Here is a 26,949-nt window from a genome sequence, read left to right as displayed (position 1 = left end):
TCCATGTCCGATCCGATCCAGGCCATCGACGCCTTGCTCCAACCCTTCAACCGCAGCGATGCACCGGGCCTGATGCTGGGCATCCGCCAGCATGGCCGCTCGCTGGTCCGCCGCGCCGTGGGCCTCGCCAGCCTCGAGCTGGGCGTAGCGAACACGCCGCGCACGCGGATGCGCATTGCCTCGACCAGCAAGCACTTCACCGCGCTGGCGATCATGTTGCTGGCCGAGGACGGCAAGCTCGGCATCGACGATCCGATCCAGCGTCACTTGCCGGAACTGCCAGCCCTGAGCCCCAAGGGGCCGACGCTGCGCCAGCTGATGAACCACACCGGCGGCTGGCGCGGCCATGACGAGCTGTGGACGCTGGCGCACGGCATGGCGCAACAGCCGACCGGCATGAGCCTGGGCGTGATGGCTCGCCAGCGCACATTCAACGCCGAGCCCGGCACGCGGATGCTCTACAGCAACGGTGGTTACCGCATGCTGGCGATGACGATCGAGCGCCTCAGCGGCCTGAGCTTTGCCGAGTTCCTGCGCATGCGCATCTTTGCGCCGCTGGGCATGCTGGACACCGAATCGGTGGCCAGCGACCTCGACGTGCGGCCGGGCATGGCGACGCTCTACGTCCCCGAGTTGAGCCCGGCGGGCCCGACTGGCGGCTGGCGGCGCGGCGTGTATCCCTGCGAATTCGAGGGCAGCGGCTCGCTGGTCTCGACGCTGGACGACATGCTGGTCTGGCTCGCCCACATGCGCAGCGAACGGAAGACGGTCGGCAGTGCGGCCACCTGGGAACAGATTCTGGCGCCGACGACGCTGGCTTCCGGCGAAGTGCTGCCCTATGGCTTCGGCCTGGTGCGGCACGCGTACCGCGGCATCGAAGTGATCCACCACAACGGCGCAGTGCTCGGCGGCAGCTCGCAGATGATCACTGTGCCAGCGCATGGGCTGGACATCATGATCCTGGCCAACGGTGCGCCGGTGGCCCCAGCCCAACTGGCCTTCAAGTGCATAGACGCGCTGCTGGACGATGCCTTGCAGGAGTCGCCGGTGCCGCGCGCCGCGGCGAGCGCCTATGGCGGCCTGGTCGGCCAGCGCTATCACGCGCCCGGCACCGGCAAGCTCGTCGCCTTCGGGCAGGCTGGGGACCGGCTGGGATTGTCCTGGATGGGCGGGCCGCCGTTGCCGCTGCGCGAGCGATCGGGCGGCCTGTTCCTGGACTTCCTCGACGTGGCGCAGAACAGCATCGCGATCGACTTCGAAGGTGTGGGAGTGACGACGACGCCACCGCCGACGCTGACGCTGCGCGAAGGCGGAGAGCTGCAGTTGCTGCAGCGCCTGCCCGAGACGCCTCCCGACACGGCCGTGCTGGCGCCGCAGCTGTGCGGCCACTACCGCAGCGACGAACTCGATGCTGACGCGCAGATCGAGTACGGCGTCGACGGCCAACTGCTGATGACGCTGCAGGGCCGCTACGGCCGACTGATTGCGCGCCTGAATCCGTTCTCCGACACGGTGATGGGCATCACCCCCACTGACCTGCTGATCGCTGCGCTGGGCGCCAGCAACATCGTCAACATAGAACGCAACGCCAGCGGCGCGGTCACCGGTCTGCGCTACGACAGCGCGCGTACCCGCGGCCTGCGCTTCGTCCGCAAACAGAGCAACGTCCAATGAAGATCTTCACCGCCTTCCTGGCCACCGAGACGAACACCTTCGCCGCCGCCCCTACCGGCCAGGGGAGCTTCGAGGAATACGGCATCTTCCACGGCGACGCCAGCACGCGCGACGCGCATGGATACGGCCAGTTCCCGCGGCAGTTGCGCCAGTGGCTGGTCGAAGCCGGCCACGAGCTGGTCGAGAGCGTGACCGCGTTCGCGATGCCCGGCGGCCTGACCGTGCGCGCGGTCTACGAATCGTTGCGCGATGAGATCCTCGCCGACCTGCGCGCCGCCGGTCCCGTCGACGGCCTGGTACTGATCCTCCACGGCGCGATGGTCGCCGAAGGCTATGACGATTGCGAAGGCGACCTGCTGGCCCGGGCGCGCGAGATCGTCGGTCCCGATGTGCCGATCGGCGTCGAGCTGGACCTGCACTGCCACTTCACCGAGCAGATGCGCACCTCAGCGGACGTGATCGTCGCCTACAAGGAATATCCGCACACCGATGCGGTGGCGCGGATGCAGGAGTTGCTGCTGATCGTGCTCGACGCGGCGCATGGTCGTATCAAGCCGACCACCGCCGTGTTCGACTGCAAGATGGTGGGCCTGTGGCACACCACGCGCGAGCCGATGGCCGGCTTCGTGCGCCGGATGCAGGAGATCGAGCGGCAGCCTGGCGTGCTCTCGGTTTCGCTGGGCCACGGCTTCCCCTGGGCCGATGTGCCCGATGTCGGCGCCAGGCTCTGGGTCGTCACCGACAACGACGCGGCGCTGGCCGCGCGGCTCGTCGGCCAGCTGGGCCGCGAGTTCTGGGCGCTGCGCGACGCGACCCGCACGCCAGGCCTGGGCATCGAGGAGGCGCTGACGCAGGCGCTGGCCGTAGAGGGCGGCCCGGCGGTGCTGGCGGACACCGGCGACAACGCCGGTGGCGGCGCGATGAGCGACAGCACCTTCGTGCTGCGCGCACTGCTGGAGCGCGGCATCGACGATGTGGCGATCGGCGCCTTCTGGGACCTCGGCGCCGTGCAGATCTGCCGCGATGCTGGCGTCGGCGCGCGTATCGCGCTGCGCCTGGGCGGCAAGTGCGGGCCGGCGTCGGGCGTGCCGCTCGATCTGGACGTTACGGTCATGGCGGTGGTGGAGGACTTCCACCAGCCGGGCCTTGGCGACGAGGGACACCTCACGCCGCTGGGCGCCAGCGTCTGGATCCGCGTCGAAAACAAGCACGTCGACATCGTGCTGATCAGCCGGCGCAGCCAGGTGTTGGCGCCCGAGCTGTTCACCGGCCTGGGCATCACCTTGGCCGACAAGAAGCTGATCGTCGTCAAGTCGGCCCAGCATTTCTACGCCCGCTTCGCGCCGCTGGCTAAGGCCGTGCTCTATCTCGCCTCGCCTGGCACGCTGGACTCCGACTTCGCCCGCCTGCCTTACCGCGTGCGCAATCTCGACTATTGGCCACGCGTCGCCAACCCGCACCGGCTCGGCCCGACGATGCCTGCACCTGGCGAGCTGCATTCGATCGACGGGCTGCAATTGCACATCAACTGCGTCGGCCCGGCCTCGTCGGTCACGATCGTGATCGAAGCGGGCGCCGGCACGGTCTCGCCCGTCTATGCTCGACTGCAACGCGAGCTGGCGCGCAAGTACCGCGTCTGCGTGTACGACCGGCCAGGCCTGGGGTGGAGCGAGCCGGATACCGAGCCGCTGGACGGCGAGCGCAATGCGCGCCGACTGCATGCCTTGCTGGCTGCGGCCGATGTGCATGGCCCGCTGTTGCTGATCGGCCATTCGATCGGCGGCCTGCTGAACCGCATCTATGTCGGGCTCTATCCTGATCAGGTCGCCGCAGTGATGATGCTGGACGCCAGCCACCCGCAGCAGTTCGGGGTGATCGGCGACTCGATGGATGCGCAACTGGCCGCGGTGGTCGAGGTCGAGCGGGCGAAGCGCCTGAAGTACCGCACCGAGGGCACGCGGCCTGCGGAGTTCGCGGCGATCGAGGCGATCTTCGCAGACATGCCCGAGGTGCTCGAGCAGATGGCCGCCACCTATACGCCCGACGCGCTCGACACGATGGCGCTGGAGATGCAGGGCACCCACTGCGTCGCCGACCAGGCCGGCGCTTCTCCCGATCTTGGCGACCGGCCGATGCTGGCGCTGTGGGCAGCGCAAAAGGCTGGCGTCGGCGGCAGCCCCGGCATCGAGGCGGTGCACGCGCTGTGGCCTGACTACCAGCGCCAGCATGCGGCGCTGTCCAAGCGCGGCCGCGAGCGCATGGTGCCCGGCGCGGAGCACATGACGCTGGCGATGCTACCGCCCTTCGTCGCGCTGATCGCCGACGAGGTCGACACGCTGGTCGCGCAGCTGGGGCCGGTGGATCATTGAGCCCATGAAGCTGACTGATCTGCCCACTCCGAGCCTCGTGCTCGACCTCGATCGCGCGGAACGCAACTGCGCCGCGATGAATCGCCGCGCGCATGAACTCGGCGTCGCGCTACGCCCTCATCTGAAGACGGCCAAATCGGTCGAGGTCGCACGTCTCGCCACGCGGGGGCAGCCGGGCGGCATCACCGTCTCGACGCTGGCGGAGATAGACCACTTCGGCCGCCAAGGCTTTCGCGACATCACCTATGCGGTGGGCATCGCCGCGCACAAACTCGACGCGTTAGCGGCGCTGCAGCGGGAGCACGGCCTGTTGCTCACGCTGCTGGTGGATCACCGCGACACGCTGGCCGACCTTGCGCAACGTGCGGCGGCACTGGACACGCGCTTCGCGCTGTTGATCGAGATCGACTGCGGCGGCGGCCGCGGCGGCGTGGCGCCGGACGGCGAGGAACTGCTAGCGCTGGCGCGGCAGATGGCAGCCAGTTCGCACCTGCGCCTCGCCGGTGTGCTGACCCATGCCGGGCAGAGCTATGCGGTGCAGGGCCGCGAGGCGATCGCCACCGTCGCCGAGGCCGAGCGCAGCGCCGCCGTGCAGGCCGCAACCCGGCTGCGCGCGGCCGGCTTCGAGCTGTCGGTCGTCAGCGTTGGCTCGACGCCGACCGCCGTGTTCGCACAGGGCCTGGCCGGCGTCACCGAGATGCGCCCGGGCGTCTACACGCTGTTCGACCTCGACCAGGTGGCAATTGGCGCCTGCACGATCGACGACATCGCCGCCTCGGTGCTGGCCTGCGTGATCGGGCACAACCCGCGCTCGCGGCGTGTGCTGATCGATGCGGGCGCGCTGGCGCTGTCCAAGGACCTCAGCGCGAATTCCTTCGGCACCGGCCTGCCTGGCTTTCCCGATCTGGGCTATGGCCTCGTCTGCGCGATCGATGGCGGCGCACCGTTGCCGGGCCTGCGCGTGGCGGAGGTCCACCAGGAGCATGGCTTCATCGCCGGTGGTGATGACCTGTTCGAGCAACTGCCGATCGGCCGTCGCGTGCGCATCCTGCCGCATCACATCTGCATGACCGCCGCTCCCTACGCGCACTTCGACGTGGTACGCGCAGGGAACCATGAAATCGTTGCACGCTGGCCCAAGGTCGGCGGCTGGAACCCGAAGAATGAGCCAACTGCATGACCTGAGCGCCGAGGCGCAATGCGCGGCGCTGCGTAGCCGCGAGATTTCGTCGACCGAGTTGACCGCCCACTACCTCGCCCGCATCGAGCAGCAGGGCGAGGCGCTGGGTGCCTTCGTCAACGTGTTCGCCGAGCAGGCGATGGACGCGGCGCGCCAAGCCGACGCACGGACACCCGAAGGCCTGCTGCACGGCCTGCCGATGCCGCTGAAGGATTTGCACCCGGTCGCCGGCCGGCCGACATCGCTGGGCAGCGCGGCCATCGCCGGCTGGCTCCCCGAGCAGGACGGCAACGTCGTTGCGCGCTTGCGCCAAGCCGGCATGGTGCTGCTCGGCAAGACTCACGCGCCCGAGTTCGGCCCCTGCTGCTACACCGAGAGCCGCCTGGCCACGCCGGCGCTGAGCCCGTATGGCGAAGGCCTCTCGGCCAGCGGCTCCAGCGGCGGGTCGGCCGCTGCGGTCGCGGCCGGTCTGGCGCCGATGGCCCATGCCAGCGACGGTCTTGGCTCCACGCGCACGCCGGCTTCCAACTGCGGCCTGGTTGGCATCAAGCCCAGCCGCGGCCGCATCCCGGCGGTGCTGCCTGCCTGGTATCAGTTGGGCAGCGAAGGGCCGGTGGCGCGCAGCGTCGGCGATGCGGCGCTGTTCCTCGATGCCGTCGGCACGGTCGGCCCCGGCGACCTCTGGCGCCAGCCGGGCTGGGCTTCCGACGCGCATCGCGCCGCCGTCCGTATCGCGCCCGCGCCGTTGCGCATCGGCCTGCTGACAGATCCGGGCACCGACGAGACCGCCGCACACCCGGACTGCCTCCGGGCCTGCGATGAAACGGCCCGTGCCTTGGAGTCGCTGGGCCACGAGATCGTGCCGCTGCAACTGCCCGAGCCGCTGCGCATCTGGGCACTGCTGGAACCCTTGTGCGACGTGATCGGCGTGAACCTCAGCCTGACGGCGCAGTTGATGGTGCCGGAGGCCAAGCGCGCCGAGCTGATGCCTTATACGCAGTGGTATCTGGAGCGCTCCTCCGACATCGATGCGATGCGTTATGCGCAGGCCCAGCAGCGGCTGGCGGCAGCCGCATCGGCCTGGCTGAAATGGATGGCCGGCGTCGACGTGCTGCTGACCCCGACCAGCAACGCCCCTGCCGTTCCCGCCGGCGCACTGCGGCTGGACGACGGCTGGGAATCGACCCAGGCGATGCTGCGCTGGAGCGCGTTCACGCCCTGGGCGAACTTCTGCGGCGCGCCGGCCATGAGCCTGCCGGTCCACCAGACCCTGGCGGGGATTCCGGTCGGCGTTCAGTTGATGGCGATGCCGGGGCAGGACGAATGCCTGCTGGGTCTTGCTGGCGCGCTGGAGCAGGTTGTCGAATGGCAGCGCCGCCATCCGCGGGGTTGGTAGGCGCGGGCCGATCTGCGGACTGCGCCTCTTAACCCAGACGGGATGGTCGTACAAACTACGCGCGGCCAAGAAAAGGCTCCCAATGTCACCTAGGGGGAGGGCGCGGACAGATTCGCGAGTGTTATGGCTCAGCTCGTCGCGTTGCCCTGCTTCGCGCAATCGGAGCTGAGTTTCGTTGGTTGGGGGCACGACATCGAAGTCGAATGCTCGGCCAATCCGTTGACCGATTCCCACGAACAAGTGGGGATCGCTGCACCCCCTTCCTTCGAGATCATCGGCGTTCGGATGTACCCAACCGTGTACCCGCCACTGCTGCTGCGTTGGTGACGTCAATGATCGCCATGGTTCACGGCGATCTTTCACTTCCGCCTTGCAGGTCATTGCTGGTGACGGCGATAGGCTGAGTCGTCGGACAGACGGTGTTCGTGGCGGCTTCAACCGATTGACGAATCACATCACCTACTGGCTAGGCGGAAGGAATGTTGCAAATGACGGATTGAGCTTGGTAGGCGTCCAGCGAACACACCTTGACGGCGTTTCCCTGCCCCTCATCTGTTTTGCCCAGCCCCTTTTATAAAGGGGATGGGAATTGGAACGGGGGATGGGAAAAGATCCTCAGGGGCTGGAAATTCGACTTCCGGGGATGGGAATTCGGCGTGACCGGGCGCCCAGCTGAGCTCAAGCGGTTGGCGACCACCGATGCGGCAGAAGCTCGTCAATCTTGCTGGCCGGATGTGTCGGCAAGCGAGCCAAGACGTCCTTGAAGTAGCCATACGGGTCGTGCCCGTTGATGCGCGCCGAGTGAAGCAAGCTCATGATGGCCGCGGCGCGCTTGCCGGCGAACAGCCAGTTGGATCTTCCGACTGCAATTGGGCGGATTTTATTTTCGATCCAATTGTTCGAGATCGGCACGTCACCGTCATTCACGAAGTGCGTGAGTTCCTTCCAGCGCTTCAAGCTGTAGTCGATCGCCTTGATCGTCGCGGAGCCGGCCGGCACTAACAGCCTCTTCGCCAGCAGCCAGCGATGGAACACCGCCAGCACCCGTCGTGATTTGCGCTGCCGTATCCGCTGCCGTTCGTCGCTGGGAAGCTGTTCGATCTGCCGCTCGATGCGGAACAGGCCTTGGTAGAAGCGCAGCGCTTGCTCGCCGACCTGGCTGCCGTGGTTGGCCCACAGTTCGTGGAACTTGCGTCGGCTATGCGCCAAGCACTGCGCGGAGGTCACGCCCTTGTCGACGCAGGCGGCGTAGTCGCTGAAGCCGTCGGTGACGAGCGTGCCTTGCCAGGCGTTGGGCTGTCCAGCCGCAGGAACTCGCGCACGTTCTCGCCGCTGCGGTTCTCGCTGAACTCGAACACCACGGCCTTGACCGGATTGCTGCTCGGCGTGCAGTACGACCAGATGTAGGCCTTGTGGGTCTTGCCGTTGCCCGGTTTGGGCATGGCCACTGGCGTCTCGTCGGCGTGCAGCACCATGTGGCGCCGGAGTTCGTCGGCCAGGGCCTGCACCAGCGGCTGCAGTTGGGCGCCACAGGCGCCCACCCACTCCGCCAGCGTCGAGCGTGCGATCACGTGGCCTGCACGCGCAAAGACGGCTTTCTGCCGGTACAACGGCGAGTGGTCCATGAACTTGGCCACCAATACCTGCGCCAGCAGCCCCACCGTGGGGATCCTTGTCGATGACGTGCGCGGGGACCGGTGCCTGCACGATGCGCTCGCAGCACTTGCAGACCCACTTGCCACGCACGTGGCGCTCGACGCTGAACACGCCCGGCTGGTAGTCCAGCTTCTCGGCCACGTCCTCGCCGATGCGCTGCAGGGCCTCACCGCAGCCGCAGGTCGTGTCCGCCGGCTCGTGCGGCACGTCGCGACGCGGCAGGTGTGCTGGCAGCTGGGCGCACTTGGGTTGCTGCTTCTCGTCTTCGTCCTTCTTGTCGCTCTTCTTGCGGTGCCGCTGCAGCTCGCCGTCTAGTTCGTGGATGTCGGTGTCCACCGTCTCCTCCAGCAGGCTGCGCTGCTCGGGCGAGAGGGTGCTGGCGAAGCGCTCGCTGGTGGCGGCGAACTTCATGCGCTTGAGGACCGCCATCTCGTGCGTGAGCTTGTCGATGAGCGCCTGCTTGAAGGCGATCTCGTGCTCACGCTGCTGGACTTGGTTGAGCAGCGACAGCACCGCCTGCCGCGTCTGCGGATCCAAGGCATCCAGTTGCTGCGCACTGATCTTGGGCGGCCATCGTGCTGTATCGACACGCTCAGCGAATCGGCATATCCGGCAATTGCCCTCACGGGGCAACACGCAGCTCAGATCGTGCGGATGATGCCGGCCTCGCCCAGGCGCTGCCACGGCAAGCCCAGCACCAGCGCGTCGAGCTGCACGCGCGTGAGGCTCTGCGTGCTTCGCGCCGTCCAGCGGCCACACGAACTTGCCGGCATTGAGTCGCCGGGCTGCGAGCCACACGCCGATGCCGTCGTGCACGAGGACCTTCGTGCGGTTGGCGCGACGGTTGGCAAACAGGTAGGCATGGTGCGGGTGCGCAGCGCCAAAGATGCCGACAACGCGAGTCAGAGCTGCCTCGGTGCCCAGCCGCATGTCCAAGGGCTGAACCGCCAGCCAGACGGCGCAGACGCGGATCAACCCAGGACCTCGCGCAGCCAGGCAGCGCTGCGCGAGTCCAACAGCAGCTCGGCCCGCACCGTGGTACCGCCACGGCGGATCGCAACCGCAACGGTGCTCGGCACCTGCGTCGACGCTGGCGGCAAGGTGGGCGGCGTCTCTTGCGGCATGGGCAGCTGCACAAACGCCGGCACAACCGCTGCAGTGGCCTTGTGCTCACTGCTCAACTCGCCAGCCTCCTTGACCCAGCGGCGCAGCATGTTGGCGTTGATGCCATTGGCCATGGCCACTGCCGCCGCTGAGACACCCGGCTGGCGTGCCAACTCGATGACACGCGTCTTGAACTCTTCCGAATGCCGTCGCCAGCTTCGCCCTGCGGGTGTCGTCAGTTCCTCTGCGCTCAAGTCTGAAGTGCCCATTTCTCCACGCATCCATTTCGTGGACACAAGCATCCAAGTCCGGCTACCGGACTTCAAGGTGACTTGGCCGGAGCCTTACTGAACTTGGGCGTGCTGCTCGGTCATGTAGCAGTGATTGATGTGTGAGAGTTGGCGAGATGGCTAGAAGATGGAATTGACCACTCTCCACTTGATTTCCCAAAAGGTGGAGTGAGTCGCCCCGCGGAACGCTCGCTTTCTGTCGCCTGCTGAGCGATTGGGCGAACGCGCCGCGTCGACCGATTGAATCCGCTCCGAAGATTGACGTCCGGCCTCTCGCCTGCGCCCTGCATTGGCGGCCTGCAGAGGGGGAATCTCACTTGCTCTGTACCGTGGAGAGCAGTCGAGCCGCTCCCTCCGGGGTGTCATTCGCAGCTTCTGCCGCACCGCTTCGAGTCGAGCTCGCACTGGTGTAAATCCGCAGGTCGCTTTCCAGTGCCCCCTCCTAGAATTCCCTGCAAAAGAGGGTGCAGCTTAATACCGCAGAGCGACCCGAATAAGCGACTAGGGAGTTTTCTGTCTACTGCTTTTGCAGTTGCATCCGTGCGATTCACGCAGGCGTGTGTATGCTCGGATGGAATGGATCGCTTCAGCGTCGCTTTCTCATAGAAAGCTAAAGATGCTCAGTGATTATGCCTTTGGTTTGCGATGCCAATTCGAGCTCCCTTCGATTCGGCAATGGGCTGAAAATGCGGTGCGGCGATTGGCTGCTAGCGTCATATTCTTGTTGCCACCTGCATTAATGACGCCGGGGCCATTGCACGCGCAGATTGCCATAGAGCCAAATGGCACGCCCTCTTATACAAAGGCGATTGCGGTTCCTCCGGGCGTTGCGGGCATGGCGCCGGCCCTTTCGCTCGCGTATACCGCCGGTAGTACCAACGGGCCGTTAGGCTTCGGCTGGACCCTCCAGGGGGTATCCGTTATTGCTCGATGCCCATCAACTATTGCCGTCGATGGGATAGCGGGGGGGGTTACCTTTGGGGTCAATGATAAGTTATGCCTAGACGGACAGCGGCTTATCCAGACGGACAGTACTGGGACGCCGTTGCCGTTTCCGCAGGTCGGCGATGCGAGTGGTTTGATAGACGGTGCATACATCGAATATCGAACCGAGAAGGATAACTTCGCCCGTATAAGAGCATATGGCTCAGGGTTCGGTGCTAGGCTAGGCGCAGCTTCTGGCCCTGCCTTTTTTCGTGTATGGACAAAGGCGGGGCAGATCTATGACTATGGGAACAGCCCTGGCACCGATCAGGCAAACAATGGTTTGATTGGCGCGTCTAGGACAGGACTATCTGTGCGCGTATGGGCCGTGTCACGCATCAGTGACAATTTTGGAAATCATATAGATTTCAAATACGCACAGAACCTCGTTCCGTGGGGAAGCGGTGCAACTAGTCCCTCCGCTCCGACGTCAGGGCTGGAATGGAACCTTACCGAGGTGGACTATGGTGTGAACAAGGTGTCATTTGCGTATGGCCCCCGTGCGCCAGCGACGCCTGGCCGACCGCTAGACGCTAGTGAGACCATTCATGCAAACTTTAAAACTGTTAGTACGCAACTGCTTCAGTCTATCTCAACTTATGTTGGGAGCTCCCCAGCAACCACTATCAAGATATCCTATAGCGTAGGCCCCGCATCGGGACGAAGCCGGATTGCGAGTTTGCAGGACTGCGCCGGCGACGTCAGCAGCAACCGGTGCTTACCCCCAACAACATTCGAGTATGCGAATCAGGCCAGCGATGCTTATCAAGCACACGCTGGATTTGCAAGCAGCGGCTTGGTAACGGAGGCGACTACCGGAACCTACTATGGCGTACTTACCGGGGATTTTGACGGGGACGGCCGTACAGATATTCTTCGATGGTCTGGATACGCGACCGAGAATGAATTGTGGTTCAGTCGCACCGTTGGTGGCGTGGATACGTTCGTAAAATCAGCAAATGGAACCGGGGCTAATTTATTCAATCTTTCGAATATCAGTCTGTTTAGAAGCAATGGCTGCTATACATCCATCGCGGCTGACTTCAATGGAGATGGACGTACCGATATTCTCAATATCGCCACGGGCGTATCCATCGACGCATCGATTTGTCCTGTTGGCGGGACAAATAAAATATTCTTGAGCAATGGTGACGGCTCATTTGGGGTTGTCACCGTTCCATCAACTATAAATTTTGCCCAAAATTTAAGTGTTCAAGTCGTCGCTTCCGGGAATTTAGGGGTTTCGCAGTCCCAAGGGAATAATTTCTATCTCATTGATGTAAATGGCGACGGAATTCTTGATATTGTCACAACCATTCTGCCTGCATACCCAATTTCAAATCCTAAGCCGACTGTAGCCGCGTTATGCGCTACACAAGTTTGCACGCATGTGTATCTAGGGCAGGCGGACGGCTCTTTTGTGGAGGCTGTAGGAACCAATCTGGCCCATCAGTCTGTATATAGTGCGCCTACTGTTACGACAAACTATTTATTGCGCGTCGCTAATACTGGTGACTGGAATGGTGATGGATTGGTTGATCTCTTGGTGGATAGTGGCACATGGCTTTCCAATGGTGACGGAAATTTTACGCTTTCAGCTACTTCAATTGTAGGCGGCTGCACGAATCCAATTGACTTCAATGGTGATGGCCATACGGACTGCTTGAATACAACTACCGCTGGGTCCTCGTTGGCCGTAGGTGGTAGCCACGAATCTGCGGGCAACTTTAATCTCAACGGGAGCATTCTCGTTAGCGCCAATGCTGCCAATCAGCAAACGTCTGGCGTCATCGCAATTGACGTGAATGGGGATGGTCGACAGGATATTCTGTACTGGTCAGACGCTCCTGCAGGTAATGCCCTGTGGATCAGCAACGGCGACGGTACATTCTCCCAATCGACCACGTTTAACTTGGGTGGTGCGACGGCAGTGCAGTTGCAAAATGCTGCGCGCAATACGGTGTTTATAGCCGGCGATTTCACTGGGCATGGGGCCGTTGAACTTTTGCGCTTGCAGTTAAATACAAATAATGGAGTGCCCAACAATCAATTGTTTACGAAGCTTGACGCGACGCCAATTGATCAGCTGGTGAGCGTGACTTCGGCCGCAGGTAGTAAAACAAGGTTATATTATGTGCCACTCGCTAATAGTATTCCGGCCGCTGGGGTTCCAAGCCAAGCCCTTGGTGCTCGCTATGTAGGAGATCGCAACGATGTTCATCAAAGAGCGATTTATCCAACCGTAGATGTGACTGCGCCCTTGTACGTCGTCTCCACCATGGTGACCGACACTGGTATCGGTTCGACAACTGTCAACAACGAATTTGCTTACAGAGGCTTGAAATCTGACGCATGGGGCCGGGGCTCCCTTGGCTTTCGGGAGGTTCTGCGACAGAGCGTAGCCGCTGACGGCAGTCTCATAACAGGGGATACTCAAACACTTCAGGCGCATCCTTATACAGGACTAACCGCTGCCAGCGCCGTTTATCTAGGTGCATTGAATTCGATTGATTCCAGAACCCCAGTCCGGACAACGTCTAGCATCTATTGCGATTTGTCGACAATTACTGGCGCTGATAGCTCAACGGATGCAGCGGCTGAAAACGCTACGAGTGCAGCACCCTGTCCGGTGGCAGCAAAGGTGCAGCGACCGTTTTTGGTTAGCAAGACGGAAAGCGGGAATGACGTACTTGGTTCGGGATTGTCATTGCCGTCTGTGGTTACGAAGAATGTCAATGACAGCTCGGGAAATCCAAAAAGTGTGACCGTGACAATTGCGGGAAGCGTGGCCGGCGTAACTCAAACCTTTCAGACGCTGAGGAACACCGTTTACCAACAGGACGATACGACCTGCGTTGATTATCTGACTTGTAACTGGATTTTGGGGCGGCTGATACAGGAGACGGTTAATAAATCCGTTCCGAACAGTTTGCCGTCCATCTCCACAACGGCAGGCTCTGCGACTCTGGCGAACGCAACGGCGGGAGCGGGGCCGACGCAGGTCGCGATGTTGCCATCGACATTCGGCTTTGATGGCACGGTCGTTGGTGAGACGTCCGTTCGGGCGATAGTGCTGTCAAATATGGGAGGGTTCCCGGTCACTATCGCTGTCCCGACGGGAAGCAATGTGACCGGAGCCGACTTTGGCTTCTCAAGTACTACGTGTGGAAGCCGACTTGCGGTAGGGGCTAGTTGCGCGATCACCGTATGGTTTAAGCCGACTACCTCTGGGCCTCGATCAGGAGGGCTGTCCGTTAATACCGGTGCCGGTGTCTTGACGAGCAGTTTGAATGGCGTGGGCTTGCAGGCTAAGCTGCGCTTTAGCACCGAAACTCTGGCGTGGGGAAATCAGTCGGTCAACAAGACCTACACATCCGCAGCAGTTACCTTGACCAATGTCGGCGACACCGGCGCGAGCAACCTGCTCCTGTCCTCGCTTTCGTTGCCTTTTCGGTTAGCGACGAACACGTGTCCAACTAGCTTAGCTGTAGGAAGTTCCTGCACTGTGGCGGTCGACTGGCTACCAACTGCGGCTCAGGCTTATTCTGCGACGCTCAGCGTCTCATCTTCGGGGCAAGCGCTTAATGCAATTGCGATCTCGGGTACGGGAACGCAAGGTAATGTGGGCCTTTCGGCAGCGCAACTTAGCTTTGGCAATCAGACGGAAGGACATCCCAGCTCAGTTAAGTCCGTAGTCTTGACTAACACAGGAACGCAAGCGCTCTCGGTTTCAGGGGTCAACATTTCAAGCGGCTCTGGTGACTTTTCTCTTAGTCACAATTGCATCGATGTTCCTGTCAATGGGACATGTTCAGTCGATATTATATTTACACCGTCTATGACTGGCGCGCGTACGGGCGCTGTGACTATCACGCATGACGGCACGGGTGCTAAAACGATCACCGTAGATGGGGTCGGGGTGGCGATGCCTACGTTGAACAGCGTCGCGCTGATACCTTCGACAATTACTGTCGGGGGCACTGCGCAGCTGACTTGGGTCGCCGGAGGCGGTGCGACTTCCAGTAGCGCAAGCTGCGCCAACGCAATTGGTGGATCAGGGGTTGCAAGTCCCATGACGGTGACTGCTACGGTGGCTGGCTCCGGCAGCTGCACGGTTTCGGCGAGCAATGCGGCCGGTACCGTCGTTACTAGTCAGGTAAATGCGACGGTTGTTCCGGTGCCGGTTGTCAGCAACGTGTCATTTGCCACGGGCACGCCAGATACTAGCTCACCTGTGACTCTGAGATGGACGCCCGGTAGCGGTGTTGTCGCCGTAACCGTAGCCTGCACTGGTCCGGGTTATTTGTCAGGTGCAGGTGCCGGGCTGACGGGTTCGAGTATTGCTATAAATACAAGCGCGGCGCCAGGTTCGGCGACCTGTAGTGTGACGCCGTACAACGCGGCTGGTGCTCAGGGGTCGACAGTATCCGCGAGCTTCACTAGCGCACAAGGGACGTTTGCTTATGCAAACAGCTCGCACAATAACTTCGGGAACGGCGGTGACGTTGTCACATTCACCATTCGGAACGCGGGCGGTGGCAATCTTCTGAACGTTGCGGTGGCTTCATGTGTTGGGCAGAGTTTCCATCCGTATGGGGTAGGGCCTTCAACCATAGCAGCAGGAGCCACCGCGCAGTACTACTGTCAAGCCAACGCTGCTGGTAGCACCGGCCCCGTGACCTTGACGATGTCGGGTACGAATGCGTCCAACAGCACTTACACGGTTAGTGATGTGGCACCTTCCGTTACATCGGTTGGTTTCAGTCCTGCAACCATTACCACAAACGATACAGCCACATTTAGTTGGACCGCTAGTGCGGCATTGAGCACTTCGGCAAGTTGCTCCGGTGCAATAACTGGTTCTGGCACGGGGTCAGCTACTGGTGGAAGTATTCCTGTTATGGCCGGCAGCAGCGTTGGAGGGGGGACTTGTACGGTCTCGGTGTCTGGTAACAATGGAAGTGCGACGCGTCAAGGAGCCGTGGATGTAGTCGCAGCCCCAAGCGTTACGGGGGCGACCTTTGCCCCCAATACCGTCATCGCCGGTAGTTCGAGCGTATTTTCGTGGACTACAAGCAATGCGACGTCGGCCTCTGTGGCCTGCGATGCACCAGTATCCGGCGTCGCGTCAGGCACGAGCGGAAGTGTCACAGTTACGCCATCTGCGGCAAGTACGGCGCATTGCACGGTGACTGCGGCCAATGCGGCAGGGCGCACGGCGACGGGCAGCGGTGCATTGACTGTGAATGCGCCGCCTCCGAGCGGGATGACCGCTAGTTTCTCTCCTTCCACTGTGACGACCAATGGCAGTGCTACTTTCAGTTGGAGCGCAACCAACGCGACCTCGACATCCGCGAGTTGCACCGGTGCGGTAAGCGGGTCTGCGACTGGGGCGGCCGGTGGAGGCAGCGTATTGGTCACGGCGGGCTCAAGTGCCGGCACCGGCACTTGCACGGCGACATTCAGTGGGCCTGGCGGCACTACAAGCTACCAAAGTAGCATTGCGGTAGTTCTTCCGCCGACGGTGACGTCGGCTGGATTCAGCCCCATTGCCGTAACGACCGGCGGTAGCAGTTCATTTAGCTGGAATACCAGCAACGCGAGCAGCGCCTCGGTTAGTTGCGCGGGGGCTGCTTCCGGTAGTGGTTCTGGCACCAGTGGAACTATCACTGCTTCAACTTCCGGTGCTGGTACCGGCACCTGCACTGTCACTGCCCAGAACGCTGCAGGTGCTACGGCGACGGGCGGTGCAAGCCTCACTGTGAATCCTGGGATGGGTGTGCTGACGGAATATCAGGGCGTTATTCATACTTCAAATGGAAATAGCAATGACTTTGCGACGTTCTATTTGAAAAATACCGGCACGGGCACGATTAGTAATCTATCGTGGTCGTGCTCAGGGGCGAGTTTCCGCAATACCGGAACCACTACCCTGTCCTCGCTGGCACCTGGCGCGACCTTTGCCGCCCAATGTTGGGCCGCGTACTCCGGTGGCTATAACGCCGCAAAATTGACGGTGAGCGGTACAAACATGACAACTGTGACCTTTGGTCCACAGTAAATAGTGTTGCGACCAGGGAAACCAATGAATATCGTGTTTACCAAGGCATTGCGGGCAACGACCAGTCGTCAGCCTATCCTCGTTGATGCGTTAATATTTCTTGCATTGACAATATTTTGTGGAGGAGTCAAGGCGCAGACCCCCACTGACCCGTTCCACTACAGCCGCACCCGTTCGATCAGTTATTTTCCCCCCGGCACTACACTGGCTGGTCTGCAGTCTGGGGAACTCTCGCAGCCCGTCAATCCGAACTTGTGCGTTTCAACGAGTTATGGCTACGACCCAGCTTTTGGTAACAGAACCTCAATCACAACCTCCTCATGCGCGGGCGCTTCGAACGCGAGTGTCTTTACAACCCGAAGTGAGGGGGTCAGCTACGACGCTCAGGGGCTGTTCCCCCAGACAAGCACGAATGCGCTTTCTCAAGCCGAGACGACCGCGTTTGATCCCCGGTTCGGCTTGCTGACGCAGTGGACGGATCCAAATGCACTAACAACGAGCTGGTCGATTGATGCCTTTGGCCGAAAGACCGCGGAGCGACATCCCGACGGGACCAGTATTCTGGTCGCTTATTGCATCGTCGGTCTGGGTCTGGACTCCTCTTCGAACAGCAGCACTGGCAATGGAGATCCGCTCAACTGCCCAACCGTTGGGCAGCCTGGAAGCCCTGAGGTCCCTACCGATGCGGTCTCTTTTGTGCACTCGGAACCTCATGATACCAACGGAAACAAGATGGGCCCCTTCGTTCGTATCTACATCGATCGTCTGGGTCGAGAAGTGCGTCGGATTTCGGAGAGTTTCGATGGCAGCCTGCAACCTGGCCCCTATCGTGGCACCATGGTGGTCTCCGACACAACTTACAGCGTGTATGGAGCCCGAATACTTCAGACTCAACCATACTTTCTAAGTACGGCGTCCAGCACGACATCTGGCAGTAGTGATGTCGGGGTGACGGCATTCAAGTTTGATGCGTTGGGTCGGACAACGGCGGTCTATACGGTCGACGACCAAGGAAGCCTTTTGGCCAGCTCACCTGGAGCCGCGGACTTCGGCCAATACGGCGGAAAACGACGCGCCGCGGTGCTTGCATTTTCGTATTCGGACCTCAAGACGGCGGTTACCGATGATCATGGCCGTGTCAAGACTGAGGAAAGGAACGCAATTGGGGAGCTCGTTCGGGTTACAGACGCACTAGGTGCGCAAATAGCCTATCAACGCGATGCTTTCGGCAATCTCCTTGTCACCAAAGACGCGCTGCAAAACGTCATCGAAATGAGTTACGACCTAGTGGGTCACAAGCTCTCGTCGAATGATCCTGACGCTGGAATATCCAACTTTTGCTACGACGCTTTTGGTCAACTGGTAGCTCAGCAAAACGCAAATATGAGAGTGAGTGGCGCGTCGACATGCCCTTCGGCGCCGACATCAGGCATTGTTGCCCAGCCGGTGGCGACCTGGACGACTATGGCATACGACGCCGCAGGACGTATGAGGAGCCGGGTTGAGCCCGAAATGACCAGTACTTGGTATTTCGAGAAAAACAAGGATGGAGGTTACTGTATGGCGGGGTCCGGCGCGGCCCGCGGGGCCGGGAGGCTTTGCGAAACCACGACCGACTCTGGGTTGGATCGTAAGTATGTCTACGACAACTTTGGACGTCCACTAGGCAGCCGCTTTGATACGGGCGTGGGGCCGTCCTTTGCGACCGCCCTTACCTATGACGGTGCGACGGGGCGGGCGGTGAATCAGACCTACCCAACGGGCTTACAAGTAGCGTATGACTACACAGCTTTAGGCTACCTTGAAAAACTAAAGCTTGTTACTGCAATAACGTTAAATCCGCTGCCGAGTGTTGGTAGTAATTCAGGTTCCGGAACTGGTCAAGTACAAGGAGTTTCCAGCCCGGCAAACAGCTCACTTTGGCAAGCTCAGGCCGTAAATGCCTGGGGTAATGTGGAATTTGAGCTGTTTGGCAATGCGGTCAGGGGAAGCTCCAAATACGACCCTTACTATGGGCGCATGATTCATGCAACTGTTGGAGCGAACACTTCAAGCGCCCCAGCAATGGACCTGACTTTTGCTTGGGACAGTGTGGGCAACTTAATGTCTCGCAGCGATGGTAATGGCGACACCTCAAGTAACGGACTTTCCTCCGGCGCGGTCACTGACTCGTTTCACTATGATGCTCTGAATCGCCTGAGTAGCTATGAGGTTGATGCGCCGGGAATTTCTGGCATGAGCCGAACCGTTGCGCTTCAATATAACGCATTAGGCATGCTCCTTTATAAGAGCGATGTTGGAAATTATAGCTACAACTCGGCTGGGCAGGCACATCCCCATGCTGTGCAGGTCGTCAACGGAGCCGCCCCCATTACCTATAACTATGATGCAAATGGGAATCTTCTAGCAGCTTCCGATGGAAAGTATCGAGGTATTGAATATAGCAGTTTCAACTTGCCGAGCAGCCGCGCGGGGGTGAATGCATCGTTCGCTGGTATTCCCAATTATGTATGGCAGTACGATGAAGATCACCAGCGCGTCAAAGAGGTCCGTGTTGACGTAAGCGGCACCCGCACCATTTGGTACATGCATCCAGACAATCGCGGAGGCCTTGGCTTTGAGAGCGAGGTCGAGACCGATGGGGCGATCAGCAATCGTCACTTCCTGAACGTTGGAGGACGTAGTATCGGCGTGCTTGTTACGACGGGGCCCCTGATTCCGCTACCGACGGGACAGACATCGCCGACGGTCGTTGCAAGTGCAACCGCTTCCAAGATCGAGTACTGGCACAGAGATTATTTGGGCTCGCTGGTTGCCACGACCGACCATACAGGGGCTGTGACCGAACGCTACGCATACGACCCGTTCGGTAAACGTCGCCATGTCGACGGTAACTATGATGCGGACGGGCAGGTCCAAGCAGACTGGAATGCTACGCGGAATTGGGGCTCTGGGCGTGGCTTTGCTGGGCACGAGCAAATGGATGACATCAGTCTCGTTCATATGAACGGACGCATCTTTGATCCGACTCTTGGCGTTTTCTTGCAAGCCGATCCATTAATTCAGAATATTACTAATCTACAAGCATTTCATCGATATTCGTACTGTGGCAATAGCCCGTTGACTTGTATTGATCCAACGGGGTATGAAAGCGAGTGGCTTCCGCCAGTTTTGATTAAAGGGCCCGAGACTGCGCCGCTCATTGACGAACAGGGATGGTCTCTTGTCGAGGTCCCGAATGTTGCATCTGGCTCAGGATATTTGGCGGACAAGGTTGTCATCTATGGGCGTGCACGTACAAATATTGCCCCAACGCCGGTAATTACAGTTGTGAGTTTTGCTTCGACCTGCGGCGCGACATGCTCCACTTATATACAAGCGGGGCGGAAGACCGTACGGGAGAGTCCGGAGCAGCAAGTTTTTCGACAGGCGCGTGATGTATGGCAAGGGAGTGGGTGTAAGTCACCAACTGTCTCATGCTCGGAGCGGAATAAAACTCTCTATGATTATTATTATAAGTACCTCGAAAAACGACAGGCGCTGGGGAACTTCGATATGGATCTCCTTGGCGTTATACTGCCAATCGGGAAGGTATTCCAAGCGCTGAGAGGTGGCGCGGCTATGGCTGGGGGGGGGGCGGCCGCGAGGGAAATCGGGTGGACCAGTTCAAGTGTTAGAGTGGCCGACAAGGCCTTGTCCCAAGGCGCTTCTTCGGTAACGGTTGCGTCCAGAGCTGAAGCCGAGGAACTCTTTCTTGGTCGATACCAAGGGGCCGGTTACAGAAATTCCTCGGGTTTCGATGGAGTGGGTACAAAACAATACTTTGGGTCTAAGCAGGGGACTTATCATTGGGATGACGTTATGGGCGCCGATGGCTTGGTTGCAGGTCACGCCCCTGGTAATCCCGACAGCTTGTTGCCCCACCTGCAGATTGCGCCGATCGGCGGCGGAAGCACAGTCAGAATATTTTTCCCATGGTGATCAAATGCGCGCGACGCTAGTTAATCAATTGATCATGAACGGAGGCGTGATCGTCGCCGAAGTTGCATCTGTTCGTGCGGGTTGGCGCACGTGGATTGCTGTTCATGCTGTGCCCGTGACGATGTTGCTCGATTCCTCCCGGCCTCCCGGCACGCTTCATATTCCTGGGCTGGACGTTAGTAAGCTGTCAAGTGAAAAAAAGTTTATCTTCACTCTGAAGCGAGTCTCCGTAGACGAGGAGTATCTTCGAAACGGATGGGATGTCGGAGGAAACGAATCTATCGATATTTTCTTGGTTGCCTACTCATTTGAGGAATTGACTCAAATGTTATCTGAGCTTGAGGTTGATACGGGAAATTTTACCGAAGCTTGGAATTCCGACTATCCATTATAGATAAGAGCATGTGGTGATGAGTGACGCCAGTTTTCGCTTCATTTAGAGCAGTGTCAAAGGGGCATTCTCGGATGGTGTGACGGCCACGCTCAGGTTTGCTCTGATCGGCCTTTGCGAGATACCTAGGGCATGAATATTGATCTGCCGTTCGGTGTTTTCGACGATCGAGATGCCGCGCCGACCCACGGCGAGGCCACCGTCCCGTGGAAAGTGGATTCACTTCGTGCCTTGAAAACGATCTGCAGGCCTCCTCCATTGCGCCGGTCGCGTCACTCACATTTGCGCGGCGCCGACGTCGAAGGAGCCGTAGAGCGCCTACGCGAGCCTTCTTCTTACATCCGCCAATACGTGTGGTGGCTGACGCGGGAGCGGGAAAACTCCCCTCCTCGTCAGTGCATTCGCCTTCCTACAATCGGCCCGCTTCCTCAAAAAGAATGCGATACACATAACGACGCGAGCCTCGATGAAGGATCGTGCAGGGAGTTTGCGGGTGCGAAGCCAATCGGGCTGCGCCTGCTGACTTTCGTCGATACCGTGGTTGCGTTTTCCACCCTGAAGAACGCCTCAGCTGAACCCACGGTCGCGATTCATGAAGTTCCCATTCCTTTTGCAACACTCGACGAGACGGCGGGCGGTGGCGTTTGCTCCCCTATTGTTGCTGCTGGGCAGCCTCGGATTCTGGTGGCAACAGGACGCTGCAGTTGGTCAACAGCGCATGAGCTCGGTTCGACTGCAATCGCAATTGCGTGAGATCGAGAGATCGGGAACAGCGCCTTCGGACCCGCGGCCTGGCCCTCCCTGGCCTGAGGCGCTGCCCGTCGCCATTTCAACACCTGAGGTGCTCGGGCGAATCCGCACTGCCGTCGACGATCGCGCCGTTGTCGTCCTGTCGATCAGCTTGTCGAACCAAGCACCGAGCTTGGCGACACAGGGTCGACTGCTGGTGGACCTTGACCTTCGCGGGACCTATGCGGCTCTTAAAGAGGCCATCGCCGAATTACTGTCGCGTGAGCCCGGACACTTGCTGGTCCAGGCAATGTCTTATCGACGCCGCGGCGGAGCGAAGGACCTGGACTCTCACGTTCAGCTTGTCTGGCTTACCCGACCCTTGTTGCAGCAGTAAATCAAATGGCCCCTCGCGCCCAAATTGCCAAAGCCGGCCAACCGGTGAACCCCGCACTTCGATGGGCGCTGATCGCCAGTGTGGTTGCCAGCGTAGTCAGCCTCGTGACGGGTCGGGCGTCGGAGGAATCTGGCTCCCAGCGACTAACCATCGTCCCGAACTCCGCGACTGAGGCCGACAGGCGTGAGGCTCCGTCAATGCCATCAGAGCTTGCGATTGCCGCGTTGGAGCAGGCGGAGGCGGACCCGTTCGCACTGCCGCTTCCGGCGCCGCCACCGCCACCGGCTGCGGCCGCCCCTCCTCCTCTCGCGCCGGCGCCGACCGCGCCGCCGTTGAGCTATCGCTACTTGGGCCAGTTCACCGATCCACAAGGCAAACCCAAGGTCTATATCGCGAATGCAAACAAGGATGTCCTGATCGAGGTGGGAACTGAACTCGACGAGGGCTACCGAGTCGTCGCTATCACTACCGATGAGATCCGGCTTGTCTACCCGCCTTTGCAGCAGAAGGCGAGCATTCAAATCCCACTTGCCAAGACCGTCCAGTAGTGGTGCCCATGGTTTCCCTTTTTCTATCGCGAGTCGGCGATCGCCGCAGCCGCTTGGCAATGCTGTGTGCCGCTGTCATTGCACTCGCCGGTTGCGCCGAAACAGCTATCCGCAATCTGTCCGACAGCGCCATGTCGGCAGGCCAGTACGACACCGCTATTCGCGAACTGGAGGAGGGCGTCCGTCGCCATCCGGAAAGCGTTCAACTGCGCAGCGCGTTGATCCAGGCGCGTGCTCAAGCGCTGGCCGAACTCGTCGCCACTGCTCAGACCGCGAGACAGACCGGCAACCAGGATGAAGCGCGTAAGGCCCTGGAGAAGGCTCTCGCGCTCGATCCGCAGAACGACCGCGTCGTTGCCTTGCTGGAGGATCTCACGCGTGACCAGCGTTCGGCGGCAGACCTGGCTCAGGCTAAGCGCCTGGCAGAGGCCCAGCAAGTCAGCCGTGCTTTGCAATTGCTGGATCAGGCACTCAAGGACAATCCGCGCCATTCCGGTCTGCAGGATCTGCAGCGCGACCTGCAGGCACGGCAGAGAGCATCCCAAGTCCAGGCCTTGACCAGCGGTCTGTCGGAAACCCGGCCGATCTCGCTGGACTTTCGCGAAGCCAGTTTGCGCACTGTCCTCGACGTGGTCACGCGCCATAGTGGTATCAATTTCGTGCTGGACAAGGACGTCCGATCCGACGTCCGTGTGACGGTCTACCTGCGCAACGCCAAGGTCGAGGACGCGCTCGACCTGATCACGGGCAGCAACCAACTGGCCAAGAAGGTGATGGATTCCCGGACCATCGTCATCTACCCCAACACGCCGGAGAAGCAGCGTGAGTACCAGGAGCAGATCGTCCGCGTGTTCACGCTCAACAACGGCGAGGCCAAGGGGGCGGCGGCGTTCCTGAAGTCAATGCTCAAGATTCGCGAGCCTTTCGTGGACGAGCGCAGCAACATGCTGTCGCTGCGCGATTCGCCAGAAAACATCCAACTCGCCGAGCGCCTGATGGCGGTCTATGACAGCCCGGAGCCGGAGGTGCTACTGGAACTCGAGGTGCTGCAGGTTTCCAGCACACGCCTGACGCAGTTGGGCGTTCAGTTGCCGAACACCGCATCGTTGACCTTGCTAGACCCCAGCGGGGGCACCAGCCTGAACCTTGCCAATCTCTCGCGCGTGACCCGTGATCGTGTCGGGGTTGGCATTGGTAGCGCATCGCTGAACCTGCGTCGGGAAGTGGGCGACGTATCGACCCTGGCGAACCCGAAGCTGCGTGTGCGCAACCGTGAGCATGCGAAGGTGATGATCGGCGACAAGATTCCCATCGTGGCAGCGACCGCAGGCACCGGTGGCTTTGTCTCGGAAACGGTCAGCTATGTTGATGTCGGCCTGAAACTCGAAGCCGACCCCACGATCTATGCCAACGATGAGGTTGGCATCAAGATCGGTCTGGAGGTCAGTTCGCTCGGCACCATAACAAAGACGGCCTCCGGAACCGTTGCCTATCAGATCAGCACGCGCAATGCGAACACCGTACTGCGCCTGCACGATGGCGAGACGCAATTGCTCGCGGGTCTGATCAGTCGTGACGAGAGCACCAGCGCCAACCGCATTCCCGGCCTCGGAGATTTGCCCGTTGTCGGCCGCCTGTTTGCCAACACGACGGATAGCGGCCAACGCAATGAGCTGTTGCTGGCGATCACCCCTCACATCTTGCGCAATGTTCGCCGTTTGAGCGCGAGCGAATCCGAGCTGTGGGTTGGCACCGACGCCAATCCGAAACTGCGACCCGTGGGAGGCCTGCAGAGCACAGAGGTGCCTTCGAGCGCAGCCGCCACCCCAGCTCCGACACCGACGTCGGCCGCCTCCCCTGCGACTTCCGCGCCGTCTTCCACAGGCGGAGCGGACGCCGTATCGGAGCGCAAGCCGCCGAGCCTCGTCATCGACGCGCCGAGGCAAGTCAAGGTCGGCGAGACCTTCGAAGTGACGATGAACTTGCGTGATGCCAAGCTGCGCGGCTTGATGACCGACCTGCGATTCAGCCCGGACACCCTGAGCTTCGTGGACGCGGAGGAGGGTGGCTACTTCAAGCAAGGAGAGGCGGCCACGGGCGTCAGCAAACAGCTGAACAAGGATGTGCTGAGTCTTGGTGTGCTGCGAAACCAGGCTTCCAGCGCCGAAGGCAGCGGCACAGTGTTCAAGCTGCGTTTTAAGGCTCTTGCCGCGGGCCGGGCAACCGTTTCTGCAGGAGCGTTGCGGCCGGTTGCACTCGAAACACAGCCGCCGGTGGCCGCGCCGCAACCGCTGACGATTGAGGTTCAATGAGCCGCGGACTCCGGCATGGGCGTAGGAACAGCGGCTTCACGCTGGTCGAACTGCTGGTGTGCCTGGCCATCCTCGGGCTGCTTGCTTCCGTTGCTCTGCCGATGTCCGAGATGACGGTTCAGCGAGAGAAGGAGCGCGAGCTCAAGCGCAACCTCTGGGAGATCCGCGACGCGCTGGATGCGTATCACAGGGCCTGCGAGGACCGCGCGATCATCGTGAGTCCGGACCAGAGCAGCTATCCGAAAAATCTGGTCGACCTGACGCGCGCCATTCCCGACGCCCGCGCCGATCGGCAAGGACAGACCCTTCGCTTCCTGCGATCGATTCCGCGTGATCCGTTCGCGGATCCTGACGTGCCGGCGGACCAAAGCTGGGCGCTGCGTAGTTTCCAGTCCGAGGCCGACAAGCCGCAGGCGGGGGCAGACGTGTACGACGTGCATTCGAAGTCGCGCGCAACGGGCCTCAATGGCATACCGCTGAACCGGTGGTGACATGAGACGCGCAGCCTCTCGCTACAGCGGCGGTGGTTTCACCGTCATCGAACTGCTGGTCGTTCTGGCCGCTTTGGCCTTGCTGCTCAGTATCGCTGCGCCGCGCTACATCCAGCATCTGGACAAGGCCCGCGAGGTGACGCTGAAGCAGGATTTGCGACAGATGCGCGACGCCATCGACAAGTTCTACAACGACCAGGGACGCTATCCCGAAACCCTCAACGAGCTTGTCGAGCGCAGTTACCTGCGCGGCATCCCGACGGATCCGGTGACGGACCGTGCGGACAGCTGGGTCGCAGTGCCGCCGAGCAAGGCCAGCCAGCAGGATAAGGGGGTCTTCGACGTCCATAGTGGGGCCACCGACAAGGCCAGCGACGGGAGCAGCTATGGGAGTTGGTGAGCCTGCTCGCCAGCGAGGCTATGGCCTCGTTGCCGTCTTGGTGCTGTTGGCATTGGCTGCTCTCGGGCTGTCACAAGCCAGTGAAGCCTGGACTCTCGATTCGCGCAGGGCTAAAGAGCAACAGTTGCTGCGGATCGGTCAAGCCTACGCTCATGCGATCACACGCTATCGCGACATGTCTCCGGGCAGCGTCAAGCAGCTTCCCAACGACCTTGGCGAGTTGCTGCTGGACAAGCGCTTCGTCGGCATGGTGAGGCACCTGCGTGAACTCTATGCAGACCCGGTCAACCATGACGCACCCTGGGTCGCGATTCGCGACGACGACGGACGCATCAAGGGCGTCCGCAGCGCAAGCGACGAAACCCCATTGACGACAAGAAGCATCCCTGTGGGAAGGCAGGTGCTTTCTTCGGCAACTCACTATTCCGATTGGCAATTTCTTGCGGATCCGCCCGATGCACAACAACCTCCATCAACGCCCTCGCGCTCACGCCTTGTCTATTGAGCACGCTGGAACAGGCAGGGGTACAAGCAAGGCCGGGAGCGGCGGCTTCACCTTGCTGGAACTGCTCGTCGTGATTCTGATCATCGGGCTGCTGACCGGGATCGTCGGCCCGCGTTTCCTTGGACAGATCTCCCGCTCCGAGGTGACGACGGCGAAGGCGCAGCTCGACGCACTCGACAAGGCGCTACAGGCCTATCGCATCGACATGGGCCGGTTTCCGAGCACGAGCGAGGGGCTCGGTGCTTTGGCCCAAGCTCCTGCGGCGGGTGCTCAAGACAGCCGATGGCACGGACCTTACCTGAAGGGAAGCTTGCCGGCAGACCCCTGGGGCATGTCGTATCAGTACCGGCTGCCGTCAACGCAGCCTGGGCGCGACTATGACCTGTTCAGCTTCGGTCGCGACCGCGTCACCGGTGGCACTGGTGACGATGCTGACATCTATCTGGGCCAGTAAGGCGGAAGGCCAGTGACCATGCAATGT

The 26,949-nt window shown here is 60.8% G+C and carries 17 protein-coding genes and 5 pseudogenes; 16 read left to right on the top strand and 6 right to left on the bottom strand.

Going from position 1 to position 26,949, the window contains the following annotated elements; translation table 11 throughout:
• Positions 1–3: 3 nt before the first annotated feature.
• The 6 genes and pseudogenes from SNE35_RS02570 (at position 4) to SNE35_RS02545 (ending at position 6,946) form a co-directional block, all read left to right on the top strand.
• Positions 4–1,674, top strand: coding sequence for a serine hydrolase domain-containing protein (locus tag SNE35_RS02570; protein WP_320421240.1), 1,671 nt, complete (start codon positions 4–6; stop codon positions 1,672–1,674).
• Positions 1,671–3,116, top strand: a pseudogene (locus SNE35_RS02565) (M81 family metallopeptidase); the annotation flags it as partial. The gene SNE35_RS02570 and the pseudogene SNE35_RS02565, both read left to right, overlap by 4 nt.
• A gap of 33 nt (positions 3,117–3,149) precedes the next feature.
• Complete coding sequence (locus SNE35_RS02560; RefSeq protein ID WP_320421603.1) at positions 3,150–4,043, top strand: alpha/beta fold hydrolase; 894 nt, start codon at positions 3,150–3,152, stop codon at positions 4,041–4,043.
• A gap of 4 nt (positions 4,044–4,047) precedes the next feature.
• Positions 4,048–5,223, top strand: coding sequence for an alanine racemase (locus tag SNE35_RS02555; protein WP_320421238.1), 1,176 nt, complete (start codon positions 4,048–4,050; stop codon positions 5,221–5,223).
• The gene (locus tag SNE35_RS02550) at positions 5,207–6,619 is read left to right on the top strand and encodes an amidase (protein WP_320421237.1); all 1,413 of its coding nucleotides are present in this window, start codon (positions 5,207–5,209) and stop codon (positions 6,617–6,619) included. The genes SNE35_RS02555 and SNE35_RS02550 overlap by 17 nt, the downstream gene beginning before the upstream one ends.
• Before the next feature lie 123 nt (positions 6,620–6,742).
• A complete protein-coding gene (locus SNE35_RS02545; RefSeq protein ID WP_320421235.1) occupies positions 6,743–6,946 on the top strand; it encodes a hypothetical protein in 204 nt (67 codons plus the stop codon).
• A 351-nt stretch (positions 6,947–7,297) separates the two neighbouring features.
• Here the strand turns inward: SNE35_RS02545 and tnpC are convergent.
• From tnpC to tnpA, 6 genes and pseudogenes are all read right to left on the bottom strand, one after another.
• Positions 7,298–7,975, bottom strand: a pseudogene (gene tnpC / locus SNE35_RS02540) (IS66 family transposase); the annotation flags it as partial.
• A 77-nt stretch (positions 7,976–8,052) separates the two neighbouring features.
• Positions 8,053–8,244: pseudogene (locus SNE35_RS02535) on the bottom strand (IS66 family transposase); the annotation flags it as partial.
• A 148-nt stretch (positions 8,245–8,392) separates the two neighbouring features.
• A pseudogene (locus tag SNE35_RS32070) lies at positions 8,393–8,656 on the bottom strand (IS66 family transposase); the annotation flags it as partial.
• 260 nt (positions 8,657–8,916) lie between these two features.
• Positions 8,917–9,048: a hypothetical protein gene (locus SNE35_RS02525; RefSeq protein ID WP_320421233.1), complete on the bottom strand. Its 132-nt coding sequence runs from the start codon at positions 9,046–9,048 to the stop codon at positions 8,917–8,919.
• Positions 9,049–9,073: 25 nt separating this feature from the next.
• Positions 9,074–9,205 (bottom strand): annotated as a pseudogene (locus tag SNE35_RS32065) (transposase family protein); the annotation flags it as partial.
• Positions 9,206–9,246: 41 nt separating this feature from the next.
• The gene (gene tnpA / locus SNE35_RS02520; protein ID WP_320421232.1) at positions 9,247–9,648 is read right to left on the bottom strand and encodes an IS66-like element accessory protein TnpA; all 402 of its coding nucleotides are present in this window, start codon (positions 9,646–9,648) and stop codon (positions 9,247–9,249) included.
• A gap of 637 nt (positions 9,649–10,285) precedes the next feature.
• Here tnpA and SNE35_RS02515 point away from each other — a divergent pair.
• The 10 genes from SNE35_RS02515 (at position 10,286) to gspG (ending at position 26,922) form a co-directional block, all read left to right on the top strand.
• Complete coding sequence (locus SNE35_RS02515; RefSeq protein WP_320421231.1) at positions 10,286–16,714, top strand: choice-of-anchor D domain-containing protein; 6,429 nt, start codon at positions 10,286–10,288, stop codon at positions 16,712–16,714.
• 24 nt (positions 16,715–16,738) lie between these two features.
• The gene (locus SNE35_RS02510) at positions 16,739–20,695 is read left to right on the top strand and encodes an RHS repeat domain-containing protein (protein ID WP_320421230.1); all 3,957 of its coding nucleotides are present in this window, start codon (positions 16,739–16,741) and stop codon (positions 20,693–20,695) included.
• A gap of 4 nt (positions 20,696–20,699) precedes the next feature.
• Entirely contained in the window at positions 20,700–21,089 is a 390-nt protein-coding gene (locus tag SNE35_RS02505) for a hypothetical protein (RefSeq protein WP_320421229.1), read from the top strand.
• A gap of 129 nt (positions 21,090–21,218) precedes the next feature.
• On the top strand, positions 21,219–21,839 hold the full coding sequence (locus SNE35_RS02500) for a hypothetical protein (RefSeq protein WP_320421228.1): 621 nt from the start codon (positions 21,219–21,221) through the stop codon (positions 21,837–21,839).
• A 570-nt stretch (positions 21,840–22,409) separates the two neighbouring features.
• Complete coding sequence (locus SNE35_RS02495; RefSeq protein ID WP_320421227.1) at positions 22,410–22,760, top strand: hypothetical protein; 351 nt, start codon at positions 22,410–22,412, stop codon at positions 22,758–22,760.
• A gap of 8 nt (positions 22,761–22,768) precedes the next feature.
• On the top strand, positions 22,769–25,072 hold the full coding sequence (locus SNE35_RS02490) for a tetratricopeptide repeat protein (RefSeq protein WP_320421226.1): 2,304 nt from the start codon (positions 22,769–22,771) through the stop codon (positions 25,070–25,072).
• Positions 25,069–25,563, top strand: a complete 495-nt coding sequence (locus SNE35_RS02485) for a type II secretion system protein (protein ID WP_320421225.1) — start codon at positions 25,069–25,071, stop codon at positions 25,561–25,563. Before SNE35_RS02490 ends, SNE35_RS02485 begins: the two co-directional genes overlap by 4 nt.
• A gap of 1 nt (position 25,564) precedes the next feature.
• The gene (locus SNE35_RS02480) at positions 25,565–25,963 is read left to right on the top strand and encodes a type II secretion system protein (protein WP_320421224.1); all 399 of its coding nucleotides are present in this window, start codon (positions 25,565–25,567) and stop codon (positions 25,961–25,963) included.
• Positions 25,964–26,000: 37 nt separating this feature from the next.
• The gene (locus tag SNE35_RS02475; RefSeq protein ID WP_320421223.1) at positions 26,001–26,468 is read left to right on the top strand and encodes a hypothetical protein; all 468 of its coding nucleotides are present in this window, start codon (positions 26,001–26,003) and stop codon (positions 26,466–26,468) included.
• Positions 26,464–26,922, top strand: coding sequence for a type II secretion system major pseudopilin GspG (gene gspG / locus SNE35_RS02470; protein ID WP_348539324.1), 459 nt, complete (start codon positions 26,464–26,466; stop codon positions 26,920–26,922). The genes SNE35_RS02475 and gspG overlap by 5 nt, the downstream gene beginning before the upstream one ends.
• The last annotated feature ends 27 nt before the right edge of the window (positions 26,923–26,949 follow it).

The sequence above is a fragment of the Roseateles agri genome (genome assembly GCF_034043675.1).
Taxonomy (GTDB): Bacteria; Pseudomonadota; Gammaproteobacteria; order Burkholderiales; family Burkholderiaceae_C; genus KK5.
This window is presented reverse-complemented; position numbering and strand designations above follow the sequence as displayed.

What these genes read in the sequence shown, in the direction of transcription:
- SNE35_RS02570 (WP_320421240.1), top strand. Translation starts at nt 4, where the DNA reads ATGTCCGATCCGATCCAGGCCATCGACGCCTTGCTCCAACCCTTCAAC.
- SNE35_RS02560 (WP_320421603.1), top strand. Translation starts at nt 3,150, where the DNA reads ATGCCTGCACCTGGCGAGCTGCATTCGATCGACGGGCTGCAATTGCAC.
- SNE35_RS02555 (WP_320421238.1), top strand. Translation starts at nt 4,048, where the DNA reads ATGAAGCTGACTGATCTGCCCACTCCGAGCCTCGTGCTCGACCTCGAT.
- SNE35_RS02550 (WP_320421237.1), top strand. Translation starts at nt 5,207, where the DNA reads ATGAGCCAACTGCATGACCTGAGCGCCGAGGCGCAATGCGCGGCGCTG.
- SNE35_RS02545 (WP_320421235.1), top strand. Translation starts at nt 6,743, where the DNA reads ATGGCTCAGCTCGTCGCGTTGCCCTGCTTCGCGCAATCGGAGCTGAGT.
- SNE35_RS02525 (WP_320421233.1), bottom strand. Translation starts at nt 9,048, where the DNA reads ATGCCGGCAAGTTCGTGTGGCCGCTGGACGGCGCGAAGCACGCAGAGC.
- tnpA (WP_320421232.1), bottom strand. Translation starts at nt 9,648, where the DNA reads ATGGGCACTTCAGACTTGAGCGCAGAGGAACTGACGACACCCGCAGGG.
- SNE35_RS02515 (WP_320421231.1), top strand. Translation starts at nt 10,286, where the DNA reads ATGCTCAGTGATTATGCCTTTGGTTTGCGATGCCAATTCGAGCTCCCT.
- SNE35_RS02510 (WP_320421230.1), top strand. Translation starts at nt 16,739, where the DNA reads ATGAATATCGTGTTTACCAAGGCATTGCGGGCAACGACCAGTCGTCAG.
- SNE35_RS02505 (WP_320421229.1), top strand. Translation starts at nt 20,700, where the DNA reads ATGCGCGCGACGCTAGTTAATCAATTGATCATGAACGGAGGCGTGATC.
- SNE35_RS02500 (WP_320421228.1), top strand. Translation starts at nt 21,219, where the DNA reads ATGAATATTGATCTGCCGTTCGGTGTTTTCGACGATCGAGATGCCGCG.
- SNE35_RS02495 (WP_320421227.1), top strand. Translation starts at nt 22,410, where the DNA reads ATGCCATCAGAGCTTGCGATTGCCGCGTTGGAGCAGGCGGAGGCGGAC.
- SNE35_RS02490 (WP_320421226.1), top strand. Translation starts at nt 22,769, where the DNA reads ATGGTTTCCCTTTTTCTATCGCGAGTCGGCGATCGCCGCAGCCGCTTG.
- SNE35_RS02485 (WP_320421225.1), top strand. Translation starts at nt 25,069, where the DNA reads ATGAGCCGCGGACTCCGGCATGGGCGTAGGAACAGCGGCTTCACGCTG.
- SNE35_RS02480 (WP_320421224.1), top strand. Translation starts at nt 25,565, where the DNA reads ATGAGACGCGCAGCCTCTCGCTACAGCGGCGGTGGTTTCACCGTCATC.